Annotated in this window: 28 protein-coding genes and 1 other RNA gene; 14 read left to right on the forward strand and 15 right to left on the reverse strand. The window is 42.9% G+C overall.

The window, feature by feature from the left end:
* Together V7O62_RS05135 and V7O62_RS05140 are read right to left on the reverse strand one after the other, a co-directional pair.
* Entirely contained in the window at window positions 1–2,091 is a 2,091-nt protein-coding gene (locus tag V7O62_RS05135) for a minichromosome maintenance protein MCM (protein WP_406657944.1), read from the reverse strand.
* 125 nt (window positions 2,092–2,216) lie between these two features.
* Window positions 2,217–2,912, reverse strand: coding sequence for an RNA methyltransferase (locus tag V7O62_RS05140; RefSeq protein ID WP_406658341.1), 696 nt, complete (start codon window positions 2,910–2,912; stop codon window positions 2,217–2,219).
* A 277-nt stretch (window positions 2,913–3,189) separates the two neighbouring features.
* Here V7O62_RS05140 and V7O62_RS05145 point away from each other — a divergent pair, with 277 nt between their 5' ends.
* The 6 genes from V7O62_RS05145 to V7O62_RS05170 all read left to right on the forward strand — a co-directional run bounded on the left by V7O62_RS05145 (window position 3,190) and on the right by V7O62_RS05170 (window position 8,988).
* A complete protein-coding gene (locus V7O62_RS05145; protein ID WP_406658342.1) occupies window positions 3,190–3,984 on the forward strand; it encodes a disulfide reductase in 795 nt (264 codons plus the stop codon).
* Window positions 3,985–3,986: 2 nt separating this feature from the next.
* Window positions 3,987–5,231 carry a (Fe-S)-binding protein gene (locus V7O62_RS05150; protein ID WP_406657945.1) on the forward strand — a complete coding sequence of 415 codons (1,245 nt, stop codon included), beginning with the start codon at window positions 3,987–3,989 and terminating at the stop codon, window positions 5,229–5,231.
* 105 nt (window positions 5,232–5,336) lie between these two features.
* On the forward strand, window positions 5,337–5,975 hold the full coding sequence (locus V7O62_RS05155) for a DUF116 domain-containing protein (protein ID WP_406657946.1): 639 nt from the start codon (window positions 5,337–5,339) through the stop codon (window positions 5,973–5,975).
* Window positions 5,968–6,609: a DUF116 domain-containing protein gene (locus V7O62_RS05160; protein WP_406657947.1), complete on the forward strand. Its 642-nt coding sequence runs from the start codon at window positions 5,968–5,970 to the stop codon at window positions 6,607–6,609. Before V7O62_RS05155 ends, V7O62_RS05160 begins: the two co-directional genes overlap by 8 nt.
* Window positions 6,610–7,177: 568 nt before the next feature.
* Window positions 7,178–7,819: a DUF116 domain-containing protein gene (locus V7O62_RS05165; RefSeq protein WP_406657948.1), complete on the forward strand. Its 642-nt coding sequence runs from the start codon at window positions 7,178–7,180 to the stop codon at window positions 7,817–7,819.
* Window positions 7,820–7,824: 5 nt separating this feature from the next.
* Window positions 7,825–8,988, forward strand: coding sequence for a geranylgeranyl reductase family protein (locus V7O62_RS05170; RefSeq protein WP_406657949.1), 1,164 nt, complete (start codon window positions 7,825–7,827; stop codon window positions 8,986–8,988).
* 12 nt (window positions 8,989–9,000) lie between these two features.
* Here the strand turns inward: V7O62_RS05170 and rnpB are convergent.
* Window positions 9,001–9,372: RNase P RNA component (gene rnpB, locus V7O62_RS05175), an RNA gene on the reverse strand.
* Window positions 9,373–9,579: 207 nt separating this feature from the next.
* Here rnpB and V7O62_RS05180 point away from each other — a divergent pair.
* Window positions 9,580–9,801, forward strand: coding sequence for a hypothetical protein (locus tag V7O62_RS05180; RefSeq protein ID WP_406657950.1), 222 nt, complete (start codon window positions 9,580–9,582; stop codon window positions 9,799–9,801).
* Between the two features lie 15 nt (window positions 9,802–9,816).
* Here V7O62_RS05180 and V7O62_RS05185 read toward each other — a convergent pair whose 3' ends face one another.
* The gene (locus V7O62_RS05185) at window positions 9,817–10,023 is read right to left on the reverse strand and encodes a hypothetical protein (RefSeq protein WP_406657951.1); all 207 of its coding nucleotides are present in this window, start codon (window positions 10,021–10,023) and stop codon (window positions 9,817–9,819) included.
* 402 nt (window positions 10,024–10,425) lie between these two features.
* On the opposite strand from V7O62_RS05185, the gene V7O62_RS05190 reads away from it, so the two are divergent.
* Window positions 10,426–12,018: an FMN-binding glutamate synthase family protein gene (locus V7O62_RS05190; RefSeq protein WP_406657952.1), complete on the forward strand. Its 1,593-nt coding sequence runs from the start codon at window positions 10,426–10,428 to the stop codon at window positions 12,016–12,018.
* A gap of 62 nt (window positions 12,019–12,080) precedes the next feature.
* Here the strand turns inward: V7O62_RS05190 and V7O62_RS05195 are convergent, their stop codons facing one another.
* Window positions 12,081–12,287 (reverse strand): hypothetical protein, encoded by a 207-nt coding sequence (locus tag V7O62_RS05195; RefSeq protein WP_406657953.1) that lies wholly within the window; start codon window positions 12,285–12,287, stop codon window positions 12,081–12,083.
* 216 nt (window positions 12,288–12,503) lie between these two features.
* Between V7O62_RS05195 and V7O62_RS05200 the strand changes: the two genes are divergently transcribed.
* From V7O62_RS05200 to V7O62_RS05215, 4 genes are read left to right on the forward strand one after another with little or no spacing between them, the layout of a single operon-like run.
* The gene (locus V7O62_RS05200) at window positions 12,504–13,631 is read left to right on the forward strand and encodes a methanogenesis marker 9 domain-containing protein (RefSeq protein WP_406657954.1); all 1,128 of its coding nucleotides are present in this window, start codon (window positions 12,504–12,506) and stop codon (window positions 13,629–13,631) included.
* A 20-nt stretch (window positions 13,632–13,651) separates the two neighbouring features.
* Window positions 13,652–14,614: a triphosphoribosyl-dephospho-CoA synthase gene (locus V7O62_RS05205; protein ID WP_406657955.1), complete on the forward strand. Its 963-nt coding sequence runs from the start codon at window positions 13,652–13,654 to the stop codon at window positions 14,612–14,614.
* Window positions 14,614–15,204, forward strand: a complete 591-nt coding sequence (locus V7O62_RS05210) for a DUF447 domain-containing protein (protein WP_406657956.1) — start codon at window positions 14,614–14,616, stop codon at window positions 15,202–15,204. Before V7O62_RS05205 ends, V7O62_RS05210 begins: the two co-directional genes overlap by 1 nt.
* Window positions 15,205–15,254: 50 nt before the next feature.
* The gene (locus V7O62_RS05215; RefSeq protein ID WP_406657957.1) at window positions 15,255–15,959 is read left to right on the forward strand and encodes a dihydromethanopterin reductase (acceptor); all 705 of its coding nucleotides are present in this window, start codon (window positions 15,255–15,257) and stop codon (window positions 15,957–15,959) included.
* Here V7O62_RS05215 and V7O62_RS05220 read toward each other — a convergent pair whose 3' ends face one another.
* The 4 genes from V7O62_RS05220 to endA form a co-directional block, all read right to left on the reverse strand.
* Window positions 15,960–16,631: a CehA/McbA family metallohydrolase gene (locus tag V7O62_RS05220; RefSeq protein WP_406657958.1), complete on the reverse strand. Its 672-nt coding sequence runs from the start codon at window positions 16,629–16,631 to the stop codon at window positions 15,960–15,962.
* Window positions 16,632–16,842: 211 nt separating this feature from the next.
* Entirely contained in the window at window positions 16,843–18,090 is a 1,248-nt protein-coding gene (hflX, locus tag V7O62_RS05225) for a GTPase HflX (protein WP_406657959.1), read from the reverse strand.
* A 14-nt stretch (window positions 18,091–18,104) separates the two neighbouring features.
* Window positions 18,105–18,497 (reverse strand): DUF2209 domain-containing protein, encoded by a 393-nt coding sequence (locus V7O62_RS05230; RefSeq protein ID WP_406657960.1) that lies wholly within the window; start codon window positions 18,495–18,497, stop codon window positions 18,105–18,107.
* Window positions 18,498–18,580: 83 nt separating this feature from the next.
* Window positions 18,581–19,639 (reverse strand): tRNA-intron lyase, encoded by a 1,059-nt coding sequence (gene endA, locus V7O62_RS05235; protein ID WP_406657961.1) that lies wholly within the window; start codon window positions 19,637–19,639, stop codon window positions 18,581–18,583.
* Between the two features lie 213 nt (window positions 19,640–19,852).
* Between endA and V7O62_RS05240 the strand changes: the two genes are divergently transcribed.
* Window positions 19,853–20,152: a carboxymuconolactone decarboxylase family protein gene (locus tag V7O62_RS05240; protein ID WP_406657962.1), complete on the forward strand. Its 300-nt coding sequence runs from the start codon at window positions 19,853–19,855 to the stop codon at window positions 20,150–20,152.
* A 43-nt stretch (window positions 20,153–20,195) separates the two neighbouring features.
* Here V7O62_RS05240 and V7O62_RS05245 read toward each other — a convergent pair whose 3' ends face one another.
* The gene (locus V7O62_RS05245) at window positions 20,196–20,699 is read right to left on the reverse strand and encodes a TspO/MBR family protein (RefSeq protein WP_406657963.1); all 504 of its coding nucleotides are present in this window, start codon (window positions 20,697–20,699) and stop codon (window positions 20,196–20,198) included.
* Between the two features lie 110 nt (window positions 20,700–20,809).
* Between V7O62_RS05245 and V7O62_RS05250 the strand changes: the two genes are divergently transcribed.
* Window positions 20,810–21,034, forward strand: a complete 225-nt coding sequence (locus V7O62_RS05250; protein WP_406657964.1) for a DUF5652 family protein — start codon at window positions 20,810–20,812, stop codon at window positions 21,032–21,034.
* 13 nt (window positions 21,035–21,047) lie between these two features.
* Here V7O62_RS05250 and cfbB read toward each other — a convergent pair whose 3' ends face one another.
* The 5 genes from cfbB to V7O62_RS05275 all read right to left on the reverse strand — a co-directional run bounded on the left by cfbB (window position 21,048) and on the right by V7O62_RS05275 (window position 26,810).
* Window positions 21,048–22,511, reverse strand: coding sequence for a Ni-sirohydrochlorin a,c-diamide synthase (cfbB, locus tag V7O62_RS05255; protein WP_406657965.1), 1,464 nt, complete (start codon window positions 22,509–22,511; stop codon window positions 21,048–21,050).
* 12 nt (window positions 22,512–22,523) lie between these two features.
* Complete coding sequence (gene cfbC, locus V7O62_RS05260; RefSeq protein WP_406658250.1) at window positions 22,524–23,318, reverse strand: Ni-sirohydrochlorin a,c-diamide reductive cyclase ATP-dependent reductase subunit; 795 nt, start codon at window positions 23,316–23,318, stop codon at window positions 22,524–22,526.
* On the reverse strand, window positions 23,315–24,451 hold the full coding sequence (cfbD, locus tag V7O62_RS05265) for a Ni-sirohydrochlorin a,c-diamide reductive cyclase catalytic subunit (protein WP_406658251.1): 1,137 nt from the start codon (window positions 24,449–24,451) through the stop codon (window positions 23,315–23,317). Before cfbD ends, cfbC begins: the two co-directional genes overlap by 4 nt.
* Before the next feature lie 219 nt (window positions 24,452–24,670).
* A complete protein-coding gene (cfbE, locus tag V7O62_RS05270; RefSeq protein ID WP_406657966.1) occupies window positions 24,671–26,047 on the reverse strand; it encodes a coenzyme F430 synthase in 1,377 nt (458 codons plus the stop codon).
* A 139-nt stretch (window positions 26,048–26,186) separates the two neighbouring features.
* Entirely contained in the window at window positions 26,187–26,810 is a 624-nt protein-coding gene (locus tag V7O62_RS05275) for a DUF2150 family protein (RefSeq protein ID WP_406657967.1), read from the reverse strand.
* Window positions 26,811–26,849 lie beyond the last annotated feature (39 nt).

Here is a 26,849-nt window from a genome sequence, read left to right on the forward strand (position 1 = left end):
TTATATTACTTTAACATGGTCTTTATCTGGCTTGAGCAGGTCACCCGAGCGTCGCATCTTAGATATAAGCTCTTCTGCATGTTGCTTGTCAACCTGCTGGGCCTGTGCTTCAGCATAGACTTCCTCCAGGGGAGCTTTCCCGCCAGGATGCTTTTCACCAACCATCTTGATTATTTCCTTAATTAACTTTATTTTATCCCTCTGGCTCTTAGTAGTACCAGAGGCTATTATATCAACATCCAATGCCCCGGTATCAGGATCGATACCTACCTGTTTCAGGCATGAATATACTATCCTTGTAGTTCTTTTTGCATCATCGAGAGTAGCCACGTTACTGAGCCTTACCCTGGCACTTGCTTCGGCAAGCCTGACCAGAGCTTCCAATTGACGTGCTGTTACAGGTACAGGAGAATCCTTGCCCTCGCCCATCTTACGCAGATCCATGTAAAATTTAACTAGATGCTCACGGGCATCCTCCTCCATGATAGGATAAATGTTTCTTCTGGAATATGCAACGTACTTGCGCATGATATCTGGATCGATGTCAGGTTTTATCACTTCCATATGCTCCTCTACCTGCTCCTGCGTGATCTCACTGGAGAGGATATTATTGCGCTGTTCCGAAAGCTCGCCTGCATAGTGCGACTTGAGAATGTGCTTGGCAATTTTGGAATCCATTTCCTCATTAGGAGTATCCAGAAGCACAAAGATCATGTCGAACCTGGACATAAGTGCCGGAGGCATGTTTATTTGCTGGGCAATACCCTCATATCGATCAAATCGTCCGTATTTAGGATTTGCAGCACCAAGAAGTGCACAACGAGATTTCAGTGTTGCAATAATACCAGCTTTTGCGACTGAGATAGTCTGTTGTTCCATGGCCTCGTGAAGCGCACTCTTGTCTTCTGCGCTCATTTTGTCCATTTCGTCAATTGAAGCAATACCCATATCAGCCATCACCAGTGCTCCTGCTTCCAGGGTCCATCGGCCATCACCAAGATCATCCTTGACCGCAGCCGCTGTCAGACCACTTGAAGACGCACTCTTACCCGAGGCAAAGACCCCTCTGGGTGCAAGTTTTACCATATATCTCAGTAACTGGCTTTTTGCAACACCGGGGTCACCAACGAACAACATGTGAATATCCCCACGCACTCTGGAACCGTCGGGAAGGTGTTTTGGAACACCTGAAAAAAGTTGAAGAGAAAGTGCCTCCTTCACATCCTCATACCCATAGATTGAAGGAGCTATGGACTTGATAACTTTATTGTAGATCTCAGGATTGCGGCTAAGTTCCATGATCTCTTCCTCATCCTCAGGAGATATCTCAAGTTCATCGAATTCCTGATCCACGTATTCAAGGGAATTAGCATGCAATACAAGATCATAGAAAGGGGACTTGCCTTCCCTTGTAGTCCGCTGGTGGGAACGAAGCACACCATTAATGATTACACGATCGCCCGGCTTTACGATACCTGCAAGGTCATCCTCCACATCCACATCAAGACTCTGTGGCTGTGAACCACCTTTAAGGTTCTCCGGGGATTCCTGAACCTGCAACTTCTGGGCATCGATAAAAAGTGACTGGTTTATCATTATCTTGAAAGGTCCTTTCCTGCCACAGGATTCTTCCTCACATTCCACAGGCTCAACGAACTTGAGCTCTGTCTGTGGAATCATAGTAATATGCTCACAGCGCATGCACTTGAAAGCCGCATTGAGTATCTTCGGGCGGACCTCTGTTGCCTTGCGTATCATGCCCTCGATAGCAACCAATTGAAGAAGATGCTTGCTTCGCAAATCACGATTTGGGATCTTGTTTGGAATCCTGGTAAAACGGACCTTTGCATCATCCAGTGACTTCTCAACCGGAAGATCAATATCCTGAAGCGCATTATCAGCTGACGGTATTACCTCGTCAGGATGAAATAGAAGCTCATCCGCAAGTTCCCTGTCAAAAATTTCGAGATCTGAAAAATCAACATACAGACTACGCTGGTCAGGATAATCATTTGCAAGCTGGAGAATGTTGTCCCAGTAATATTTTTTTAGAAAAGTCCTGAACTTTTCTTCCCACTTACCTTCAGTCATGTTTTACACAAGAGTTTATACAGAATATCGAATTGCGGAATTATATTATAAGTACCCAGACGGGTATGCAAGATGCACTTAAAACAATATGAATATTTCGAAACATCATTAAGTGTCAAACATTTCTAACGAAGGTTCTGTTGTATTTTTCTCAATATTCCCCTCAGCGTTTGCACTTCTCTCTCAAGTAGACAGGCTCGCCCGAATATCCTCTTCACCATGAGCTTGGTTTTTTCTTTTTTATGTTCAGGATAGTTAATTTGATCCAGAACTTCAGCAAAATGTGTGTGTAGTAAACGTACATCAAAAGCATCTGCAAGAGGAAGCTCGCCCATTTCAATATTTTTCATCTCATAGAGCACAACAGCAACGGCATGTGAAAGATTCATGACAGGATAGACCTCTGATGTCGGGATCGTCATTATCATATCACAAAGCCTGAGTTCCTCCCTGGAAAATCCCTGATCTTCCCTTCCAAACAACACTGCCACAGTACCATCAACACCAGAGAGACGTTTCTTTACTTCGCCGGGAGAAAAGGCAGGCATCCGCAGGTGTTCGTCGAATTTGAGACCTGATACGCCGGTGGTCCCTATAACTATGCTGGAATCTTCTATAGCATCTGAAAGAGAGGATACGACTGTCGCATTTTCAAGCAGGTCCCATGCATGGGAGGACATTGCTCTGGCTTCTATTTCAAGCTTGCATGGATTTACAAGCACAAGATCGGAGAAACCGAAGTTTTTCATTGCCCGGGCAACCGAGCCGACATTTCCCTGATACAAAGGTTCAACAAGTACTACTTTAAGATCCATTGGAATGTTCCTGAAGCGCTTCGTTAGGAGTGTTTTTTATTCGAATTCCAGACATAAAAAGCCCGGATAGGTTGTTTAGCCCGCTTACTAGGAGCTTATCGTCTAAAAACCTTTTTGAACAATAAGTCTCCTGATGCAGATATCCATGATGACAATCTTTAAATAATATAGATACTACAGTCATGCAAACCAAAGCGGTTACTTATAAGTAAAGATGTATTTCGATTCTTAAAATGATAATTATATTTTGTGATGATATATCAGGAGAAAGGTAAAAATGAGTATGGAGTACTTTGCTGGCGTCTCTGATGCCTTAAGGCTTACTTTCGTACAGGTTATGATACTTGCTAACCTGTCAATTGGTATTTTCCTTATTGGAATGTATATAAACCTCAAAAAATGGGGTATGGGTTCAACCGGTTACGGGCTTGAACCTTCGGGAAGTATCCTTGCATTCCCGAAAATGCTTGCATACCAGATGAGCGAACATGCACATGTTCACAATCAATCTGTGCTTTCAACATTCTTCCTTGACATCCTCCTCCAGAGAAGGATTTTGAGAAGAAGTCCACTCAGATGGTTTATGCACTTCACTATATTCTTCGGCTGGATGGCACTTTTTGTCCTCTCAGTTGCGATGTTCCTTGTGGAAATGGTCTATCTGATAGGTGAGCGGGTAGGATATTCGCATTCACTTCCGGAATTCCTGATCCCCGAAATATTCAGAGAGATACTGGCAGTACCAAACGACATTTTCAGTTATATCCTGCTAACAGGAATTATCATAGCGCTTTACAGAAGACTGTTCGTTGCCAAGGTAAGAGAATCAACTATTGCATATGACTCAATACTCCTTATCGGACTGACTGTAATAACTATATCAGGATTTATTGCAGACGGAATCAGGACAGGCAGGTTCTGGTCACTTGGAATCGACGATCCTACCCTGGCACCTCCAGCAGCATTATTCCACGTAGTAATTTCACTGCTGTTCTGTATAGCATACATACCTTTCAGTAAATACATACACATGATAGCAATACCGCTTGCACTCCTTGCAAACAAAGGAGGAGAATAATAATGGCTAAGCGCGAACCTTCAATTAATACAGAAAACCTTACAGCTGTTCAGTTAATGGAACTCGACTCATGCAGTCGCTGTGGCGAATGTGTGAACTGGTGTCCCACCTATGATGCATCCGGAGAGGATCCGGGACTTGCCCCAAGAGACAAGATCCTCAGATGGAGAGAATTTATGAACAAGTCCTATGGACTAAGGGCAAGGCTCTTCGGACCAAAGCAAATACCAGAAGAAGAGATAGAGCAATTCAAGGATGATGTATACGGATGTACAACCTGTGGCATGTGTGCAACTGTCTGTGAATCTGCGATCAATACCGTAGAACTCTGGGAATCCATGCGTGCAAACCTTGTTAAACGCGGAAACGGTCCTTTCGGCAAGCAGGGTGCTTTCCTCAAACTCATCGGAGAGTACAAGAATCCATACATGGAAGATAACGTCAACAGGACCAATTGGTTCCCTGAAGATATCAAGGTAGAAGACAAGGCAGAAATCCTTTACTTCGGAGGATGTACCGCAGAACTCAAACAGAGGAAACTTGCACTTGCAACTACGCGTGTACTCAACAAGCTTGGCATCAAGTTCACAATGCTCGGCGAAGATGAGATATGCTGTGGATCAGCACTTATCAGGACAGGTCAGTACTTCATCAACGATACTGCAAAGGTCAACGCTCAGGCAAATATCGACAACATCAAGGCAAAGGGTGCAAAGCTTGTACTTTACGCTTGTGCAGGATGTTTCAGAGCATCACTTGTTGACTGGCCAAGACTCACAGGAAAGGAACTTCCATTCAAGGTAATGCACATCACAGAGTTCCTTCAGGGCCTTATCGAGAAAGACGAGATCAAATGGGAAAAGTCCATTGACAAAACTGTCACATACCATGACCCATGCCACCTTGGACGTCACGTAGGTTACTTCGAACCACCAAGAGCGGTTCTTAATGCTATCCCAGGTATTAAGCTCATTGAGATGGAAAGGATCGAAGAGAACCAGCGTTGCTGTGGAGCAGGTGGAGGTGTCAAAGCAGGTATTCCTGACCTTGCACTCGGCATTGCTTCAACACGTGTTGAAGATGCACTTGAGACAAAGGCAGAAATTCTTTCAAGTGCCTGCCCGTTCTGTAAGAGAAACCTAAGTGACGGAAGGGATGCAATTGGTGCAAAGGAACTTGAAGTTGAGGACGTTGTAGTTCTCACTGCTGAAGCAATGGGAATTGACCTCAGCGACGCACCAGAGTGAGAACAAAACTGATGAAACTTGTGGCAGAGTGATAGATTCACTTTGCCATTCCTAACTTTTTAGAGATAATCTAGATATACTTATGATACCTAGTCTTATGTGCTCATGTTGATACCTTATGATTTTCTGGGGAAAGTATTTGTCGTTATTGCCATAATTGTAATAACAGGAATACTGCTTGCACTGTTACTGGGAGCCTACAGCTACAAAAAGCATAAAATATTATTTCCAAATTTTATTCTTTTTATGCTCTACCTTTTCTACGGACCTGCAAAGCTGATATGCAGGGTTTTTTTCATAAATGATATTATTGTGGATGAGATACTGGTAGAAGTACGCAATGCCGTGATGATAGATAAGTTCAAGAAGACAAAAGACAAACGCGTGATCTTTTTGCCACAATGCATGCGCCATCCTAATTGTAAAGCTCGCTGTGACCCGATTAAAGGGTATGAATGTAAGATGTGCGGGCTATGTGATATCAACAAGATCCATGAAGCTGCAAGCGAACACAACTTCGAAGTATATGTGATTCCAGGAGGCAGCTTTGTAAAGAAGATCATCAAAACACAGAGACCAAAAAGCTGCATAGGTGTTGCATGCTATCCCGAACTTACCGAGTCAATGCAGGGAGCTTCACCATTTATGGTTGTTCAGGGAGTGACACTGATTCAGGACGGATGCTTCGATACAAAAGTCAATGTGGATGATGTTATAAGAAAAATGGAGGAATGTGATGTATAGGCTTCTTGGAGAAGTCATACTTGCTCTGTCAGTTATGTCTGTGCTGCTAGCAAGTGTCTCTCTGGCTGCCAGCAGGATGAGTTTGAACAGAAATGTATGGCTTGCTGGTTTTTTTGTAGAAATACTCGATTTTTTTTATCTACCACTTAACTTCTTTTTCTTCAAATTGTCTGATACCAGGAAACTTGATAAATGGATGGTTTCTCTTAAGAACATCGCTCACAAAAATGATTTTGCAAAAACGAAGAGGCGTATGATGATTACACCCCATTGTATGCGCTTTCTTGAATGCCCTGCACCCTCCACCAAAAAAGGGATACAATGCACTTCATGCGGAAAATGCGTGTTCACAAAACTCAAAGAAGACGCAGAGAAATATGGCTACAGGCTCTACATCGTTACAGGCTCTTCTTTTGTCAAACACATAATTAAAGAAGGGAAATATGAAGGCGCTCTTTTGATAGCCTGTGACTACGAGCTTAACAAGGTAATGATGGGACTGAAGGGAAAAAACATTGTCACATATGGCATTCCTATGCTAAATGACGGGTGCTTTAATACCGAAGTTGAGTATAGCAAAGTTATCGATACATTGGAAATGCTTGATGAAAACCGGACTTTTTTTAACCGGTAAAATAGATTTTTGACCTTACAATTAATCAATAGATTTCTTTCATAAGAGATATTAATTTCCAGCTTCAAGAGCTATTTCATTCTTCCTGTTCCATCTTTTCTGCAGGCCTGCGAAACTTATATACAAGGTGTTTTTCATAAATGATGTTGGTGTGGGTAAGATACTGGTAGAAATGCAATGCCAAGATGATTGACAAATTTAGAAAAGCAGGGGAAAACTTTGATTTCCTGCTATAATGCATGTTTCATCCTTATTGCAAGGCCTGCTGCGATTTAATTAAAGTATTTATGAATATGCTAATGCAGGCTATGCGGCACTAATTGTGTCCATGAAGCTGTAAAAATAACTTCAAGATTTATGTGACTCCGAGTCGCATTTTCGTAAAAAAAGATAATCAGAACACTAAAACCAAAAAGCTGAATAGGCGTTGTATGTTGCCCGGAACTCGCAGAGTAACTGTAAGGAGATTCACCTTTTATGGTCGTTCAAGAAATAGCATTGACACATAACGGATGTTCCGATACAAAAGCTGAGGTGTTTGATGTTATCAGAAAGATGGGAGAGTACTATGTATAGTCTTCTTGGAGAGATTATACTTTCACTGTCGGTTTTTTCCGTGTTGCTGGCAAGTGTCTCCCTAGCTGCCAGCAGGATAAGCCTGAACAGGAATGTATGGCTTGCTGGTTTTTTTGCAGAAGTACTTGATTTCTTTTACCTGCCCCTGAGGCTCTTTTTCTTCAAATTATCCGATACAAAAAAACTTGACAAATGGATGGTGTCCCTGAAGAATACTGCCCATAAGAAAGATTTCGCAAGAACAAAAAGGCGTATGATAATCACTCCCCATTGCATGCGTTCCCTCGACTGCCCTGCAGCTTCAACCAAGAAAGGTATAGAGTGCATTTCCTGTGGAAAATGTGTGTTTACAAAACTTAAGGATGATGCTGAAAAATATGGATACAAGCACTACATTGTTACAGGCTCTTCCTTTGTAAAACACATAATGAAAGAAGGAAAATATGATGGCGCTCTTGCAATCGCCTGTGATTACGAACTTAACAAGGTGATGATAGGACTGAAAGGAAAGAAAATTGTCACATATGGAATCCCTATGCTAAATGATGGATGTTTCAATACGGAAGTAGAATATAGCAAAGTCATAGAGACGCTGGATATGTTTAATGTCAATCGGAAGTTCTTTAACCGGTGAGACTGATGTATGACCCGATGTATGACCTAATCATTGTTGGTGGTGGACCCTCGGGTTCGGCAGCAGGAAGGATTGCAGGAAAAGCAGGGCTTAAAACACTCCTTATAGAGAAAGAAGAATTCCCGCGATATAAACCATGTGGCGGTGCCCTCTCTGATCATGCACTCCACTACCTTGACTTTGAAATACCTGAAGCTATGATTGAAAAAGAAGTCTATGGCGGTAGAATATGTTTCAATGACAGGACAATCGAGTGCTTCAAAGATTATCGCCTGTCAATTATTGTTACACGTAGCAAGCTTGACAGTTTCCTTCTTGAAAAAGCACAAGAGGCCGGAATAGAGATCTTGCACGGTGAGAAGGTAACTTCAGTTTCAAACGAAGATGATCACGTAACCGTGAAGACAAATACATCGAGCTATGAATCCAGATTCGTAATTCTGGCAACGGGCTCACAAAACTCCCTGAAAAATGCAGTCCGCAGAAAAGACAGGAAGAAAGAATATGGCGTTTGTATTGTCACTGAAGTAGAAGAAGATAATGCGACTATTGACAGGTACATACGGGACAGTGTTGAGCTACGTTTCGGGGTTGCAAACATGGGTTACGGATGGATATTCCCCCATGACAACTACTACTCAGTAGGCATTGGCGGGGTTGCAAGCCTTTTACCTGATCCGAATAGTGCTATAAGAAATTTTCTTGAAGAAAACGGATTTACAGGGAAATACAAACTTAAAGGCCACGTGATTCCCTGTGGTGGCTACAAGCGAAAACTGGTTAATCAAAGAATAATACTTAGCGGAGATGCTGCGGGTTTTGTGGATGCATTTACCGGCGAAGGTCTGGCTTATGCGATTAAATCAGGACAGATTGCAGCAGAAGTAATATCAGAGACACTGAATTCTAATTCTGATGGAAATATTGCTCAGCTTATGGATTATGATAAAAGATGTGATCTTGAATTCGGAGAACATTTAAAGTATTCACTTGCCTTTGCAAAAATCATGCATCATTTCCCGGGGATTTCATTCAATATATTCACAAAGGAAGAACAAATCATTGACCAGTTCCTTGAAGTCGTAGCTTTCAGACTAAGCTATAAGCAGTATCTGAAATGGCTGCTTTTCAATTTCAAACCCGGATGGCTGCTGAAAAGCAATTCCTGAAAAAAGGTATATGAGTGAGGAGAGTAAGCTCCCTTCTGTTGATGCAATACATCATCCTGCCTGGCAGGAGATGTGCTTTGATAAGCTGCATTGACGGCATTCGGCTAAGCGTCATATAACCAGGATGATCAAAGACCAGTCCTTTTCCGACTTGCACCCACGAGGATTCGCCGTTCCATCCGCAATCCATGCGACCTCAGCCTTTCAGCATCACAGCATTAACATGGTACGGTATCGTTTCTGTGCCAGCACGCAGAAGAACTGCATGAGTTGCATTGCAACTGCCCGGACTCTCGCCAGGTGCCTTTTACGGGCACTCGTGTGTTTAAATGGTGGGGAGACTTTCCTCAGGTCTTACGACCCGGTAGCCGCCCTTCCTCTCTCATGAAGTGAAGTTGGATATCTGCCTGTATCCTAGATATATGTTTCGTACAGAAGAATATTCACAACAAATAATCCTTAGAAGATGTAATAAAAGCATACGTATAGAGAGTGCTATTTTGTGAATCCTCATTGCTGCAATTCAAATAATAGAGTGAATGCACAAAATTTATCATGTATAAAATTTAAGCTGTTAAATAGTGGTGCTTAATGCAGTACAATCGATATCTTCTGGCAGGTATTGTTCTGATGTTGCTTATTTTGCTCATCATCTTTGCAGGTTATGTATCAGCACCTGCTATAGAAGATGTAGGTTTAGAGAACGGTACATATATTAGAATTGATAACTTGAGCAAAGCTGCCTTAATAGGCCTTCCACCTGTTATCGCAGGATTTTATATTCTGACCAGACACACAAGGAAAAGAAACTAAAAATAAACAGTATGGTCAGAGTTTCAGGACACCACATCCACAACCACGAGTCAGCAGGAAGTCCATTTTTGACATTATTTCCTCTTTGTGAAAATCAGAAAGTTCCTCGAACTCATCCTTGTGATTGTCCATTATATGTTCACGCATTTTTTCTTTTACTTTTACAGGATCATTGTCTACAACGATGAAATCATCATTGAATCCAAGATCACGACATCTCATTATATGGACTATGATAAAACCTCCCTTTGAAACATAATAGTTAATGGTTTATTAATGTTGTTTAAGCGTTGATGTCTCGATTCTGCCTGTTTAACCTGCAGGATTTCAGAGATAATCTAATTGGCCACCAAATCAGCATGAGCTCAAAAATAGTCGTTTAATCCATTAGCCGACAGTAAACCAATTCAGAAAATGTGTCGAATCCTATAAATACTCATAAAGGAAGTAGGTTGCTGATTATACCTGCAGAAATGAAATTAACCAGAATTAATGGAAAAATATAAATAAAAGCACAAGCCTACCGTTATCCTACTATTACCACCTACATGGTTAGAAACAGGCTGGAAATAGGAAGACCGACCTGTATCAAATAGTACTGAATAACAGAGGAAGTGAACACGCATGGTCAACCTTAGGCAACCAAATGCAAATGAAGCTACAAAGACCTTCAACAGGTCAAAAAGCGTCGTACCAATGTCAGGAATCTGTACACGTTGTGTGGACGGATGCCGCGGAAATTGTGAAATTTTTAAATCTACTTTCAGAGGACGTGAAGTCCTTTACCCAGGACCTTTCGGTGAGGTAACAGCAGGTGCTGACAAGAACTATCCTGTCGACTACTCCCACCTCAACATTCAGGGATATGCTGTCGGAGCTATCGGCATGCCCGAAGACATGATACCTGGTCCTGAAACCGCAAGATTCCCGAACGTTAGTACGGAAACCGAATACGGATGGGACAAAAAAGTAAAGATGAAGGTACCTATCTTCACAGGAGCACTTGGTTCTACTGATATCGCAAGAAAGAACTGGGAACACTTCGCAATCGGTGCAGCTATCTCAGGTGTTACTATAGTATGCGGTGAAAACGTATGTGGCGTTGACCCTGAACTCAAGAGGGGAAGTGACGGCCTTGTAACAGAATCTCCTGAAATGGACCGCAGAATCGAGCTTTACAAAAAATTCTACGATGGATACGGCGAAATGCTTGTTCAGATGAACGTAGAAGACACAAACCTTGGTGTAGCAGAATACCTTTCCAGCAAGCACGAGATGGACACTATCGAGCTGAAATGGGGACAAGGCGCAAAATGTATCGGCGGAGAGATTAAAGTAAGAGACCTTGACCGTGCAATTGAGCTTAAGAAGAGAGGCTACATCGTAACCCCTGATCCAGAACTTGCATCCGTCCAGGAAGCATTCAAGGTAGGTGCTATCAGAGAGTTCGAGAGACACTCCAGACTTGGATTTGTCACAGAAGAAGGATTCCACGAAGAATGTGACAGACTCAGAGACCTTGGCTTCAAGCGTATCACCTTAAAGACTGGTGCTTACTCCATGGCAGAAACCGCAATGGCTATCAAGTACAGTTCCGATGCAAAGATCGACCTTTTGACATACGACGGTGCTCCTGGAGGTACCGGTATGAGCCCATGGCCAATGATGGAAGAATGGGGAACTCCTACAATATACCTTCAGTCACTGGTTTACGAGTTCGCAGAAAAGCTGAGCTCAAAGGGCAAGAGAGTACCTGACCTTGCAATGGCAGGTGGCTTCTCAAGCGAAGACGGAATCTACAAGGTACTTGCAATGGGCGCACCTTACTTCAAGGCAGTCTGCATGGGCCGTGGTCTCATGATCCCGGGAATGGTAGGCAAGAATATCGGCAAGTGGCTTGAAGAAGATGATCTTCCAAAGACTGTATCCGAATTCGGACACAGAAAAGAAGAAATCTTCACACACTACGAAGAACTGGAAGAACGCTACGGAAGCGAAATGAAGGACATCCCACTGGGAGCTCTCGGAATCTACTCCTATTCAGAGAAAACCAGGGTAGGACTGCAGCAGCTCATGGCTGGTTCCAGGAGATTCAGCCTTCCAACACTCTCACGTAAGGATCTCATGGCACTTACAGAGGAAGCTGCAAAGGTATCCGGTATCGCTTACGTAATGGATGCATACAGAGACGTTGCAGAAGAAATACTCGACGGATAAGTAAGCCCTGCTTACTTTATCCTTTTCTTACTTTTTTCAAATTATAAATTTCCCGGAAAGTTTCAGTCTTCAACTTCCAGGGCCTGTATAATATCGTAGATGTTAAGTTCCCCTCTTGCGACACGTAGCACCATGGGATATATGAAGGAACAATCATCAATTGCGTTCCAACGTTCTTCACCGACAGTCCTTATTAGCTCATCCATAACTTTCCCGCACTCATCACAATATCTTGCATCACTTTCGACACCACAAACAATACAGTTCATGAATTTACCTCCACATTTCAGTCCCACTTGATGGAATAAATTGTTATTTAAAACGTTTGTGTTGATAGTATTTAGTTTTTGAGTTCAGAGCCAAATAAGAGAAGAATAATGGCTCAGTGAAAAAAATCAAGGGACATGGTGCAGCGTTATATTAATAATAGAATCTACCATTATTCAGCGACATAATACCAATTTACACTTACCTGAGGTAAAAACTTGTCAGATAATCTTTTTGATATTAGAGCAGGAATTTGTTCTTTTAAAAATCCCATTGCACTTGCCCCAATGGGAGGAATAACCGACAGTAATTTTGCGAATGAAAAGGCTAATGATGCAGGTCTTGTAATACTTGGAGGATACAATCTTGACTCTGCAACAGAGAAAGCTGCAGCCGATATGGTTGCAAGGGGCAGGGAAGAATTTGTGTCAGAGAAGCCTTTTGAGCTTATTGAAAATGAGATAAAAGCCGTAAATAGCGGACCTGTTATAGGGATTAATGTCAGGAGTTCAACCATTGAGCCACTTATTGAAGCTGCCAGGTTGGTTAATGATGCAGGTGCAATCCTCGAACTGGATGCACATTGTAGGCAGAAGGAAATGACAGATATTGGAGCAGGACAGGCGCTTCTTGGCAATCTTCCAAAACTCCGTGACTGGATAAGCAGGATCAAAGAAACAGGAGTTATACTCTCTGTAAAGGTTCGTGCGAATGTAGTGGATGACATCGAACTCGTTCAGCAGATTGAAGAAGCCGGAGCTGACATACTCCACCTTGATGCAATGCAGGAAGGTGCAGGAGCAGATCTCAACCTCATCAAGAATGTACGTGATTCCACCCGTATGTTCCTGATTTGCAACAACTCAGTCACGGACTTTGAAACAGCTAAGGATATGTTTACAAGGGGAGCAGATATGATATCCGTTGCAAGGGGATTACTTCAGAATCCAAAACTTATCAGCCAACTTGTCACGAATATGTCAATGCTTCAGGAAGACATGGGATGGTACAACGCTCCAAAACATGTATGTAGAGGTGAAGGTGATCTTAGAGGACTGACGTTCTGTTGCCTACCTGTCAAACAATGCCCTGTACATGGCAAGATCGAAAGACTGGGACTGACAGCACAGGAATTTGCAGACCTTAAAATGGAGTTTGCAAAAGGAACAATGCTGGAATACGGAGACAGTACATGCTTTGGAAGCCTCGTATGGTGTTGCAAGATCTCAAAACCATGTTTCCTCAGAGACGGTGTACTTGAAACACTTGGCCTTTCAGATGCTGAATACATGCGTCTTAAGAAAGAGCTTGCCGACCATATTCTTCAAAATTCAAAATCCCACTAAATGTTCTAAAGGCAAGACAAATGAGCGAAGATCCGGAATTTACGATCAAAAAAGGAAATTATACCCTTAATTCATATATTGCGCGATGTGCCCAGCTTGCAATGTGCCTTGAAGTCTCATCCTCTCCAAAACCCGGCAATGTGGACAGACACGACGATTATGAGGATACGCGTTACGAGCATTTTCTGGCATCTGCTATCAGTATGTATCCGGTTATAGAAGAAGCCACTAATGGGTCTGATAGTGTTGGAAAGCTCATAAAAAACGCAGTTATAGAAAGCGTCAACTGGCAGAAAGGAGGAAACACTCATTTCGGTGCAATTATACTGCTTATACCTCTTTCAATGGCAGCCGGAAAAATTCTCAAGGAAAAGGATACATTTTCACTTTCCGAAATCACCGAATGTGCAAACAGAATCGTGAAAAATACGGATACATCAGATGCTATTGATTTCTATAGTTGTTTTGAAGCTGCCGGGGTGAAGGTCAATCCAGTGGAAGAATTCAGCCTTCAGAATGAAAAGGCAATAAACGAATTGAATGAAAAAAAGGTAAGCCTCTATGACCTCATGGAAATAGCAAAAGACTATGACCTGATAGCAAATGAGTGGACTTCAGGCTTCATGAGATGCACAGCCTGCGCCGAAACTATCATTTCAGGCATGGACAACAGGCTTTTACCGGGATATCTAGATGCCGATATCAATGACTTGATAGTCTTTACTTTTCTGAAGATCCTCTCAGAAAACGAAGATACCTTCATCACTACCAAGTTCGACAGTGAGACTGCCCTTTCGGTATCATCTCATGCAAAATTCCTGATACAAAAAATATATAATAATGAATCAAAATTTATAGATATAGAACCTCTTATTGAAGAAATGGACAGGGAACTCCTGGAGAGGAAGATCAATCCGGGATCCACTGCGGATATAGTGATCGCCGGTATATTCATTGCCTTGCTTGCAGGAGTCAGATATTGATGATGGAAAAGGATTTCAATCTTGATGATTTCGGGATATATGACGGAATTTCCGAAACTATTGTAACAACTAACAAGGGATGGACGCCAAACGCGGCGCCTATGGGGATAATAAGAAAAAAAGACAAGCTTTTTATCAGGCTTTTCAAAGGATCAAATACCTATGAAAATGTGCTCGCCGAGAAAAAACTTGTAGTAAACATTACACATGACCCCATCCTTTTCGTACTTGCCACATTCACTGACCTGAACGATTCGGATTTTGACACAAAGGCATTTGATGGTATATCGATCTCCTCTCTGAAAGAAGCACAGTGCTGGATTGCCTTCAAATGCGTGAATTCAAAACTTACAAATGAAGCATTTATTTCCGAACTTGTCCCGATACGCGCACACTTGAACAAATGTAAGATACGTGCACCTAATCGTGGATTTTGTGGTGTCATAGAAGCCTGCATACATGCTACCAGATACCAACTGACAGAAGATGAAAAATATCTCAAGCTAATCAAGGCATATGGAGACATCGTGGAAAAATGTGGCGGAGAAGCCGAAAAAGAAGCAATGAAGCTGATATATGAGTTTCTCTAAAATTTCTCCTGTCAGAAAGATATAATATATAAAAAACCGTTTTGTGCGCTATGAAAAAAACAGTTGCATGGGGCATTACTGGTGCAGGACACTTCCTGACATCCAGTTTTAGAATTTTCGATCAAATAAAAAATGAACATGATATCAGAGTGAATACTTTCCTTTCAAGTGCAGCCGAAGAAGTGGTAAGGATGTACGGACTTGAAAAGGATCTGGAAACAATATCATGTGGAGATTACCTTGAAGAGATATTCCTTGAGACCCAGCAGGGTAAAAGCTGGCCCAAAACCGGCCGCTTCCTTCTTGAAAAATATGATGCACTCATTGTCACCCCTGCCACATCCAATACCGTGTCCAAAATAGCACATGGAACCGCTGACTCTCTTGTTAGTAATGCTGTGGCACAGGCAGTGAAGGGAAGTGTGCCTGTCTATGTAGTACCTGTTGACATCGCAGGTGTCGTTGTGTCCGAGCTTCCTTTCGGGATAGACAGGGAACTTTGCCGCAAATGCAATCCATGTCCACCAAAAGACAACTGTCCGAATAATGCCATAGCTGACCAGATAGACCTTCTTAAATGCAACGGATGCGGCCTATGCAAGGAACTTTGCGATTACAACGCAATCAAAGGCGGACCTGTGGAACTGAAAGTAAGGGATGTCGATACAAGGAACGTGGAGATTATCAAAAACCTTGAAGGTATTACCGTCCTTGAAAAGCCGGAAGAGATTATCGAAATTATAAAAAAATTGTAACTAATGTTTTCTAAGGCGGCTTTTTGCTTTTTTCAGGTGACCTGCAAACATTTGTTTTACAACAAATGAGGCAGGTGTCATACTTCCACCGGCGCTCGTCCTGCCTGCACGTATTGCATCCAGAACTGCTTCTACACTCCTTTCGGAAACATCTATCTCGGCATATGTTCTGCCGACCATCTCTGCTTCATGTGCATCGCTTCCGCCCACTTGAGCCAAACCAAGTTTTTCTGCTTCCTTTCTGGCCCTTTCATTCGGACCTTGCGTCATGCAACGGGAATTCAGAACCTCTACAGCATCGATATCAAGACCATTCAGATATCCTATACCATGAGAGGTTATCTTGAAAGGATGGGGTATGATAACCACTGCACCTTGCTCACGCGCTCTTTTAATGGTCTCTTCAGGACTTAAGCCAGGCTCTATCCTTTCCTTTACACCTAAAACAAGTATATGACCTTTTGAGGAGCTGACCTCTACACCTGGAATAACTATTTGTTTGGAGCCTATTTCCTGTGCTCTTTTTGCACACTTAATTCCACCTTCTATGGAATCATGATCACATATTGCAAAACCATCCAGACCATTCCTTGAAGCATACTTCAGGATGTCATCGTGGCTTGCATTGCTATCCTTGGAAAAAAAAGAATGCACATGAAGATCAAATCGCATAAAAGCATCTAGGGGCTAAGGAAATATAAGGATTTTTATGGAAAAACATATGAAAAGTTTGGCGAACGGGAAAATAGAAGTTTGTGGTTGGTTGGGTGGTTGGATAGGATTGGTGGTACATTAGAGAAGTTACCCGTTCGCATGTTTACAAACAACTTTATTCTATATATATGTTACGCAAATAAGTAACAAATAAAATTTCTCGACTGGTTCATTTTTTTCCTGCAAAGGATCTTACTTTGTTGATAATACTATCCCTGGCTTCCAGATCAACATCTATCGACTCACTATATCCTACATTGTGAATCACACTTTCTTTGAAAAGCCATGAAAGCATAGACATACCTTCCTCGGACATAGGGAGAGAAATCTGTATTCTATCCCATTTAGGCAAATGTCTGCGTATTTCCTGTTTTAGCGCATCAAGGCCAAAGCTTTTTTTTGCCGAAACTGCCACCGGGTTTGCTGCTAAATAACCAAGACTCAGCATACGCTCTTCCAGTTCTTCCTCCGCCAGCAGGTCAGATTTATTAAAAACCGTTATTATCGACACTTCCTGCAACTGTTCCCACATCGTTTCATGGCAGACCAGAAGTTTACGACGGATTGTTTCCAGCGGCTCAGCACAGTCTACAACCAGAAGGACAACATCTGCAAAGAATATCTCATTGAGAGTAGAGCGAAAAGCATCGACCATCCAGTGCGGAAGATCTTCAATGAAACCTACAGTATCCGTAAGCAAAACGTCCCTGCCATCCACATTGAGTGACCTTGTAGTGGGAACCAGGGTAGTGAACAGCATATTTTTTACGGTGGTGCTTTCATCAACAAGTGAATTGAACAATGTACTTTTGCCGGCATTGGTATATCCTGCCAGGGCTACAAGAGAAAAACCTTTGGAATGGCGGAAACTACGAAGGGAGTCTCTGTCCCGTTCCATATCTTTCAACTCATCTTTGATGCGTGCGATCCTGTTCTTCACATCCTGGGCATATGAGTCCTCATAACCTCCAAGACCCATGAAACCCGGGCGCTCTTCTTTTTTAAGTATGGAGACTATAGCCCTTGCCTTTGGAAGCTCGTACTCAAGTCTTGCAAGCTCCACTTGCAGTTTTGAACGATGTGTTGTTGCACGGGTTGCAAATATCTCCAGGATGAGCTGGAATTTATCAATAACTTCGCAGCGGCACACCTCAGAGAGATTATATACCTGCATTGTACTGAGCTGATTGTGAAAAATAATCTTATCAGCTTTGACATCCTGTACAAGCTGTGCCAGCTCTTCCACCTTTCCCCTCCCGATCTGATATTTTCGATCAGGAGATCTGGTCTGAGTAAGCTCGGCGATAACAGTATAACCAGCCGATCCTGCCAACTCCTCCAGTTCAGCCATTTGAAGCTCATTTTTATAATCCTCACTTCGAGGATCATTTCGTTTAACCAGGATAGCACGTTTCATGACAGTCAGCACTTCTATTGAATATCCAGTTCCTTGAGCAGAAGCTTCCTTGCACTTAGGGAAACATGATGTGCAATCTCCATGCAACGCCTCTCGCTTAAGGATTCTTCGTATTTGAACTCCGTTGAAAACATGCTGTCGATAAGCCACTGGGGCTTGTTATACATGTCGCCTGGCTCTGTAACAATTGTACCGTCAAAATGCATTTCGGAAACTGTATCCTCAATCATGCTTACGACCATAGGAACATCCGGTGCGGAATCATTCCTGAAAGAGCGAATATTGATCTGATTCACTTTCTCAACATGATCAGGAGTTACGGATGCAGCGACCGCCGCACAAACCATGAGATAATAGTCCTTTACCTTGTGGCGGCCCGAAATATCCACCGCAATTATGTTAAACATCTTTTGTAAGAAAATGCAATATGATATATAAGTGTAACAATCAAGAACTTGTTTCGATAAAAATAGCAATTAAGAGGAAAATGTTACATCTTTATTCTTCCGATATCAAGGTACATCATCTTTTCACGGTCCTCTACGGCATACAGCATTCTTTTCCTGACGCTATTGGCAAGTCTCACGGCTCTTGACATCACAGGAAGCATGAACACGTGGTCTGGCGCGATGGCATGTATCAGATATTCAGAATGAGGAATCTTCTCAATGGAAGTAACCTCGGCATATACCCTGAAGTGAGTGCCAAACTTGAAACCGGTCTTAGGCACAAGGCCTGCATTGCGAAGATCCGCATACGCCCTGTACTTACGCAGGAAATCAGGCTCAATGGAAGAGGCAACCGAGGAAAAAGTATCAATATCCAGGCTATTTCCAGTATCACTGTTCTGAATCCTGATTAAATCAAGTTCCATCAGGTAAGCCGACTCTACAAGGGAAAGCTGAAGACGCTCATCATCAAGTGGCTTCCCGTAAAATCCATTCCTGTGAAGATACTGTGAAGACTCTGTATCCCATACCAAAACGCGGTCCTCAAGAAGTGTAGAATTAATAGGTTGCTCTGTAGTAGAAATTTGAGGGTTTTTACCTTTTACTTTCACCTTTTTCACTTCATAATATGTGAGATCACTTTCCTCATCAACGATAGCAAGTATCATCTGCTTGCGTACATTTTCCGCAGCATTGACAGACGGAAGCAGATCGGACAATGGCATGGGTATGCGCTCGGACCTGACATAAACAAAGCTCTTTGCAGGCGTTTTCCCAGGATGACCTCCCCTTGGATATACCCTGAAATCGGTGACACCGGACTGCACATAGAAACCTCTTTCCCTGAGGTCTTTGTAGACGATGTATTTCAGTTCGAAATACTGCTGCCTTTTCGCAGCTTCAGTAAAGAATTCCTCAAATACAAGAGTTCTTCCGTCCATTTCAATATCGAGCTTCTTCTTGTAAAGTAGATACGCCGCCTCAACCAGTGTAAGCTCAAGGGTATCACCCTTCTGCCGCCCGTAATAGCCGGTTTTGTAGAGTTCGTTTATTGCCTGTTTTCCCGAAAGGACACGATCTTGCGCTAGTTTTCCTATCAAAAGAAGTCACCTGTGAATTTAAAACATGAACCAGGAAACAGATATTGGACAACATATTTAACAATAGTGGATTGATGGTAGAATAATCTCCGGTTTTTCTTTCTTGACACCTTCAATAACATTCAGTCTTTAGTAATAAGAACAAAATAGTTAACCACACGGAGAACATTATACAATAAAAACCACAATACTACAAGAAATGGAGATACACAAATGAAAGAAAATCCATTGGAAATAATAAAGAGCGCAGATCCGGAATTGTTCAACCTTACTGAAATTACCCGTACAACAGCACTCGGAGAGGGTGCTATACCTCTGAAATACAAACTACTTATTGCAATGGCCCTGGATGCCGCCGAAGGTGCTGAAGACGGAGTTATGGTGCTAGCAATGCAGGCAATGGCAGAGGGCGCCACAAAGGAAGAAGTAATGGAGGCTGTACGGGTGGCTCACTTCATATCCGGCGTCGGAAGTGTATACACAGCTGCAAGAGGATTGAAAGAAATACTGTAGTTCCAAACCAGGGAGCGGACAGCTATTAGCTCCTCCGTTTCTTTCATGGATTCAGAATGTAGATATAATAATTCAACAAGGTTGCAAATGACACCCACAAAATATAGGGTAAAAGCAACAATCCGGCTGCCCTTGATATCCGGTAGAAGAGTACAATAGTTACCAGAATGACCAGCCACAGAATAACTATTCCCATAAGTCCCAGAAACGGAGACTGCAAACCGAAAAATAATACAGACCAGAGGAAATTCAGGAACAACTGGAGTCCGAAAACTCCCATTGCAACCTTTACCTCACGATATTCCCATCCTTTTTCCCATACAATATAGAGAGCCAGTCCCATCAGCAAGTAGAGGATCGGCCATACTACCGAGAATGTCCAGCTCGGAGGCACGAAAAAGGGCTTCTCAAGAGCTGCATACCAGGTAGGAATTGCAGGCGTGGTAAATATGGCCCCGAATATTCCTGCAAACTGGCATATTACAAGTGATGCAATCAGTTTCTTCCAGTCAACGTCTCTGGCATCCAGACAAAACCACCTAACCACATTTCTGTCTGAGTAATATATATTTGTCCCGGAACAAAGATTCTGTACATAAGATAGAATAGGACAAAAATTATTATCACAATAAAGCCAACTATCTTTTAGTGGGAAATATGGCTGACATATCACTTCTGGCAAGCAATACCCAGTCTTCGGAGTTTCTGGCCCTTATATTGATCCTTGCAATCTGGGAACTTTTCTGGAAAGGAATTGCCCTATGGAAAGCTGCGAGAAAAAAGCAGAAATACTGGTTTGTTGCAATACTGATCATAAACAGCTTAGGGATACTCCCTATACTGTACATATTCGTGTTCCAGAAAGGAAAAAAAGGAATATGAATCTAAAACAAGATTACCTTTCCTTGATCACAAAATCCACAAAACTCTTTGTAAATTCCCTGTAAGAGCTCGCAACAAGATGAGCATAGCAGCCCAGCGTGTTATTAACTGTTAGTCCATCCCAGCCATCAATGATACCCGTTCCACGGGAGAGTTTAATAGCGAATTTCGCATCCTTGGGAATTCCGGTAACTTCGGAGTGGTGGAACTCGTGGCCACGGAAAGAATTGCCCGTTTTACCGATAACCGCATCCATTGCCAGAGAGCCGATATTGTAGCTGACCACACGTTTATGTCCCATTAGAGTATGGCCCGGAAGCGCACCCACCATCTCATGAGTGGACTCCGGCATCTCTGCCATATGATGAGCTCCTTTACCTTTTACACCTGTGCTCAGCTTTTCTGTAAGGTACATTAAGCCACCGCACTCTGCATAGATTGGCAAGCCGGAACGTGATGCATCCAGAATATCATCTCGCATGGAGACATTGTTTTCAAGTTTTGCTGCAAAAAGCTCAGGATAGCCACCACCAAGATACAGGCCATCCACATCAGGCAGCTTACTATCATGAATCGGGCTGAAGTATTTGATTTCGGCACCAGCCATTTCCAGCAGTTCGATGTTGTCATGGTAATAGAAATTGAAAGCCTCATCAAAAGCAACACCGATTGCAGGATGCTCATCTTCAATCTCCCGTGGGGAGAAAACTGTCTTCGATGGCCTCTCAAGATCAGGAGCCTCATGAGCCATCTCAAGCAGACGGTCGACTTGTACCCCTTCCTTGATAGTATTTTTGATGAAATCGATCCTTTCATCAAAATTATCAGCTCTGCGACGCTCCTCAATAGCAGGAACAAGTCCCAGATGCCTCATGGAGATCTTCATGGAATTATTGCGGCGAATTACACCGATAACCGGAATGCCGGTGTAGTGCTCAATGGCCTCTGTAGCTTTTTTAGCATGCCTTGGCCCACCAATGTTGTTAAGGATAACACCTGCAATATGCACGTCCCTGTCAAACTCCTTGAAACCATTAACCAGGGCAGCAGCAGAGCGAGTAATGCTCCTTGCATTGATGATAAGTATGACAGAACATTTCAGTATCTTTGCGATCTGTGCCGTGCTGCCGGTATCTGTAAAACTGTCAAAGCCTTCATACAGGCCACGCACACCCTCGATAATTGCAATGTCAGCATCCCCATCGGCCTCCGCACCGTGGATAAATACATCCCTAACACCCTCCTCATCCATCAGGAAACCATCGATATTTCGGGCTCTGCGACCTGTAATCTCAGAATAGTAACTTGGATCAATATAATCCAGCCCCACCTTATACGGCTGGACTTTGTACCCGGCTTCTACAAGGGCAGCAAGCAGACCAATTGTGATGGTGGTCTTTCCCGAAGAAGAACTGCCGGCTGACAGGAGTATTCGGGGTATGTTCTTTGTCTCCGGTACATGAGGCTTCTCGGACATTGGAACCAACCTTCAGCGTGTTAGCTCACGCAGCCTTTCGTCTTCAAGAGCCGCAGGCAGGACTGAGCTTTCGTTGGTCATAATAGCCTGTGCAAGCTCACGGTAGACACCTGCAACGGATGAATCAGGAGCTTTTTCAAGCACAGAAAAACCATCCCTTTCACAATCCTGTACAATCTGCTCTTTTGGTATGAAAGCCATTAGTTTACTTCCGATTTCCTCGGAAAACTTTCTCACAATTTCCTCTTCGCGGGTTACACTTCTGGAATTGCATATTATGCCGGACAATGGCGTATCAATCTTGGCAAGTCCTCTGCATATGTTATTTGCAGCGTAGAGCGGCATGTATTCGCCTGAAGTAAGAATATAGGCTTCGTTAACAAGTCCCTTGCGTATGGGTGCAACAAATCCTCCACATACGATATCACCGGGTACATCGTAGATTATCAGGTCCATGTCACCCATAGATTTGCAGACTTTGCTTAATTTCTGTATGGCAACAATAATACCGCGACCAGCACAGCCAATACCAGGCTCCGGTCCACCGACTTCCACGCATTTAACACCCTTGTAACCTTCAAAAACTACGTCCTGTTCGGTTACATCGATCTTCTGTCTCAGCAGATCCAGAATAGTTGGTATTCTCTTTCCACCGAGAAGCGTAATGGATGAATCACTTTTAGGATCGCATCCTATTATCATTACCTTGTAACCCTCATCAGCACAGGCTGCTGCAACATTGGAAGCAGTGCTTGATTTACCGATACCACCTTTCCCGTATATGGCAATTCGTTTCTGTGCCATTATGCAATCTCCTTGTTCTCTTCCTGCATATCCTTTGCAAGCTCACGCATTGTTGCACCAAACTCCGATTCTACGATATGGTTAACACCAAGAGTTTTCGGATGCAGATCGATCTCCACGAGAACATGCTCATGTCCCATTTCCTTTAGGGGAATAACCTGCCTCGGACCATTGGTCACGGATATTACTTCCATTCCCTTGAGATTGTCCATAGGTATTGCATGTGGAACACCGGTAATGACAACAAAATCGAAATCCCCGTATTTTTCAGCGATGAGTTCACTTACCCTTTCCCCGGCAATAGGATACTCATCCATGCCACCAATATTCTCATGGATTGTAACACCCTTTTCTCTAAAGTCATCCATTATGCTTTTTGCATGGTAGCGAACACGTGGAAGACCTACGCTGTCATCCACATTTGCCATGTTGATAACATTGTCTTCCCTGCCAAGCTGAGCAGCCACTTCATTGATAGCAACTGTGATATCAGCAAACATGTAACCGGTTTCCTTCTTGGCGTTCATTATTGTCAGGCAGCGTTTGCCTTCTTTCAGGTAGTTGATAACCTTTTCAGCGACCTTGTATTTTACATCGCCCCTGGAAGGTTCCAGATACTCCCTGCTTGCCGCACCATGACGTTTCTCGACATTGGTGGCTTCCTCAAGAAGGAATTTCTGCCTTTCAAGCTCCTCTGCATCGATTATATCTGCATCACATGCAGATTCAAGTGCAAGAAGAACACCTTTTGTGTTATTCGGATATCCTGCATGTACTTCAACCTCTATGACAGGTACATCAAGATTTGCATCCTGCACAGGTTCGCGAAGCTCCTCACCTATTATCATGCTGGCACATGTTCCCACCACACCTATCAGTTTAGGCTGGAACATTTCATTGACTTTTTCCAGCAGGGAAGAAAGCTCTTCACGTCCTCCGAAGACAAAACCGTTTTCATCAAGGGCCGTTGTAACAACATGTATACCATCTTCCTCAAGGAGTCTTGCATGCTTGAATGAACAGCCTGGTGGGCCGTGGAGGATAGCAACATCAACATTCAGGTCACGTAACGTGTATAACGCTGCCACAATAGAACTTGGCCGCGGATGTATGATTGATATATCATTTCCCATCATAGTCATTCCGTAACTGTGTTTGGTAAGTAATATTTGAAATGGACGATTAATGTAGACAGTTCTTTTGGAAGTTATACTTTATTGCTACTTATGCAAGCATAAGTATGAAATCGTATACTAAAAAGACTGTAGTTTTTCTGCACTATCTACTTCCTCATCTTATAAAAGTATCATTCATCCTAAAAAAAGGGATATTTTGAAGCTTATTAAGCCTCACATCTATCTGAAACACTTAACGCAGGAAAGAATAAGGTCATCTTCCGATGAAATCCGAAAAGCCTGCTCAAGACCTTCTTCCAAATGAGATGCATAGATCATATTTTCAGGAGTAACAGCCCTCATCCTCTCACCAACAAGTATCAGCACATCAATATCCTTGATTCTTCTTTCAACGAATTCCGCCACATTCTCCGGGGGAAGGCCTTCACAAACCTGTGCAGCCTCTTCACCGAGTACCATCACCACTTTTGTAGCAATCCTGTCCGAAACTTTTGCCAGTCCGTAATCCAGGGATTTCTCAACCGAGCGTATATCCATTCCCGAATTAGAATTATCTATCAGTACTCTTCCATTGACTTTCTTTTCCTGCATTCTTCCGGCAAGACCCGTAAAGCCGGATATAGCCTGTACTATAACATCCTCACCGACTCCCATATGCAGAGCAACAGCACCTGCTGCAGCAAAAGCAGTAACGTAGGAGGAAGCATTGTAGAAAGGATTTACATCGGCGGTCAGTTCGACATCACCTGAAAAAAGCATCACTTTTTTACCATCGAATTCCATTCGAAAATCAGATTTCATATCCTTCGAATCACTGAATGTTAAGAACTTTTTCCCAAGTTTATTAGCCTTCATTACAGCTTTTTCGTCCCTTATATTCAGGAGAAGGACGCTTTCATCTTTTCTATATTCAATCATGCTAAGCTTTGCATCACTTGCCTTGGAACTGGACCTGGCGATCGCATAATCGGGTTCCAGGGTTGTGATAATACCGATATCCGCATAACCCGTTCCTCCAATGGATACCTCTAAAATACAACAATCGACATTAATGCCTTCGGATTTCAACTTGTCAACGGCAAGCAAGATACTGCCAGGTGCTATACTGAGACCGGAGTATATCCTCTCTGCTTCACCATTCTCCCATACTTCAAGTCCCCTGGAAGTATGCAAAGCTACAACCATGACCCTTGAAAGCATATCAGCAAGAAGAGATGTGGTGCTGGTCTTTGCTTTGGAGCCAGTTACTTCGATAACCTTGACTCCATCAAGGACCCTGCCATATGACAGGATCATTCCCACCGCAAGGTGATGACTTATGATTTTCTTACCCTTACCCCTTACGTCTTTGAGCATTTCGTATCCAGGGTCCAGATGTACCGGACTTACTATAAAGTCGATATCATCTATGGGAATCACATTCTTTGATACCGTAATTCCAAAGTCATTCCCAAGCATCGAAAGAGTTACTTCATCCACGGTATTATAGACGTCCACCGCGATAACATTCATGCCGTATTCTGCAAGCCTTTGGGCGATGATAATGCCTGCATGCGTCAGGTCAAGGACTGCAACATTACTTTTAGGGGGAAACATAAAACCTCAAAAACAATAACTTTTTCCGAAAACACCAGTTCTATTTGACTCATTTCGTATTATGTTTAAATGTTTCCGGAAAGTTCCGGCAAAAAAGAGTATAACAAACTAAACAAAATAATGCATAAGAAGAGGAGTATTAGAATTCGTCGTCCTCTTCATCGTCCTTGTAACTGTCCGAGCCCACCATTGCAGCTGAAATTGACTCTATTCCATCAAGCCATTCCGCTACAAGTCCGTATGGAACTTCTTCCATAGTCTTATCGGAGAAGCTATTTCCTTTCAGGATCAATGCTCCGATCTCGGCGACCGTAGCAAGGGCGATCTCTATGTCATCTGATGCCTCTGCTTCAAGGGCAACCTTTACCAGGTCGTCAACACTGTCTTTTTCGTCGTAATCGCCACCAAGGTAGCATTCACATGCTGCAAAACTTCCTATAAGAGAAGTCTGGAGCGAATCAATCATAAGATCTGCATCTTCAGATATCGGCTCGATCTCAGCCAGTGCTATGTCCCTTATGCGTGAAAGCATCTGGAGAGCTGATTCAGCTGATATCTGATCACGATCGAATTTTGCAATTATTTTCAAACAGGCAAGGATAATATCGTCTTCCATATTGACAAAAATAGCTCCTTCTTTTCCCTGTGGCTCATCGGATTCCTCGAACTTGAAATCACTCTCTTTTACCTGGTTTAACCAGTTGTTCCAACGCTCTGCCGTATAAAAATCATGATGAAGAATTTCATCTTCTGTGCCAGACATTTCCCTACCTCAATTTTTTTGAATTCACCTTATGTCTTT

This window comes from Methanolobus sp. ZRKC2, assembly GCF_045291185.1.
Classification (GTDB): Archaea; Halobacteriota; Methanosarcinia; order Methanosarcinales; family Methanosarcinaceae; genus Methanolobus.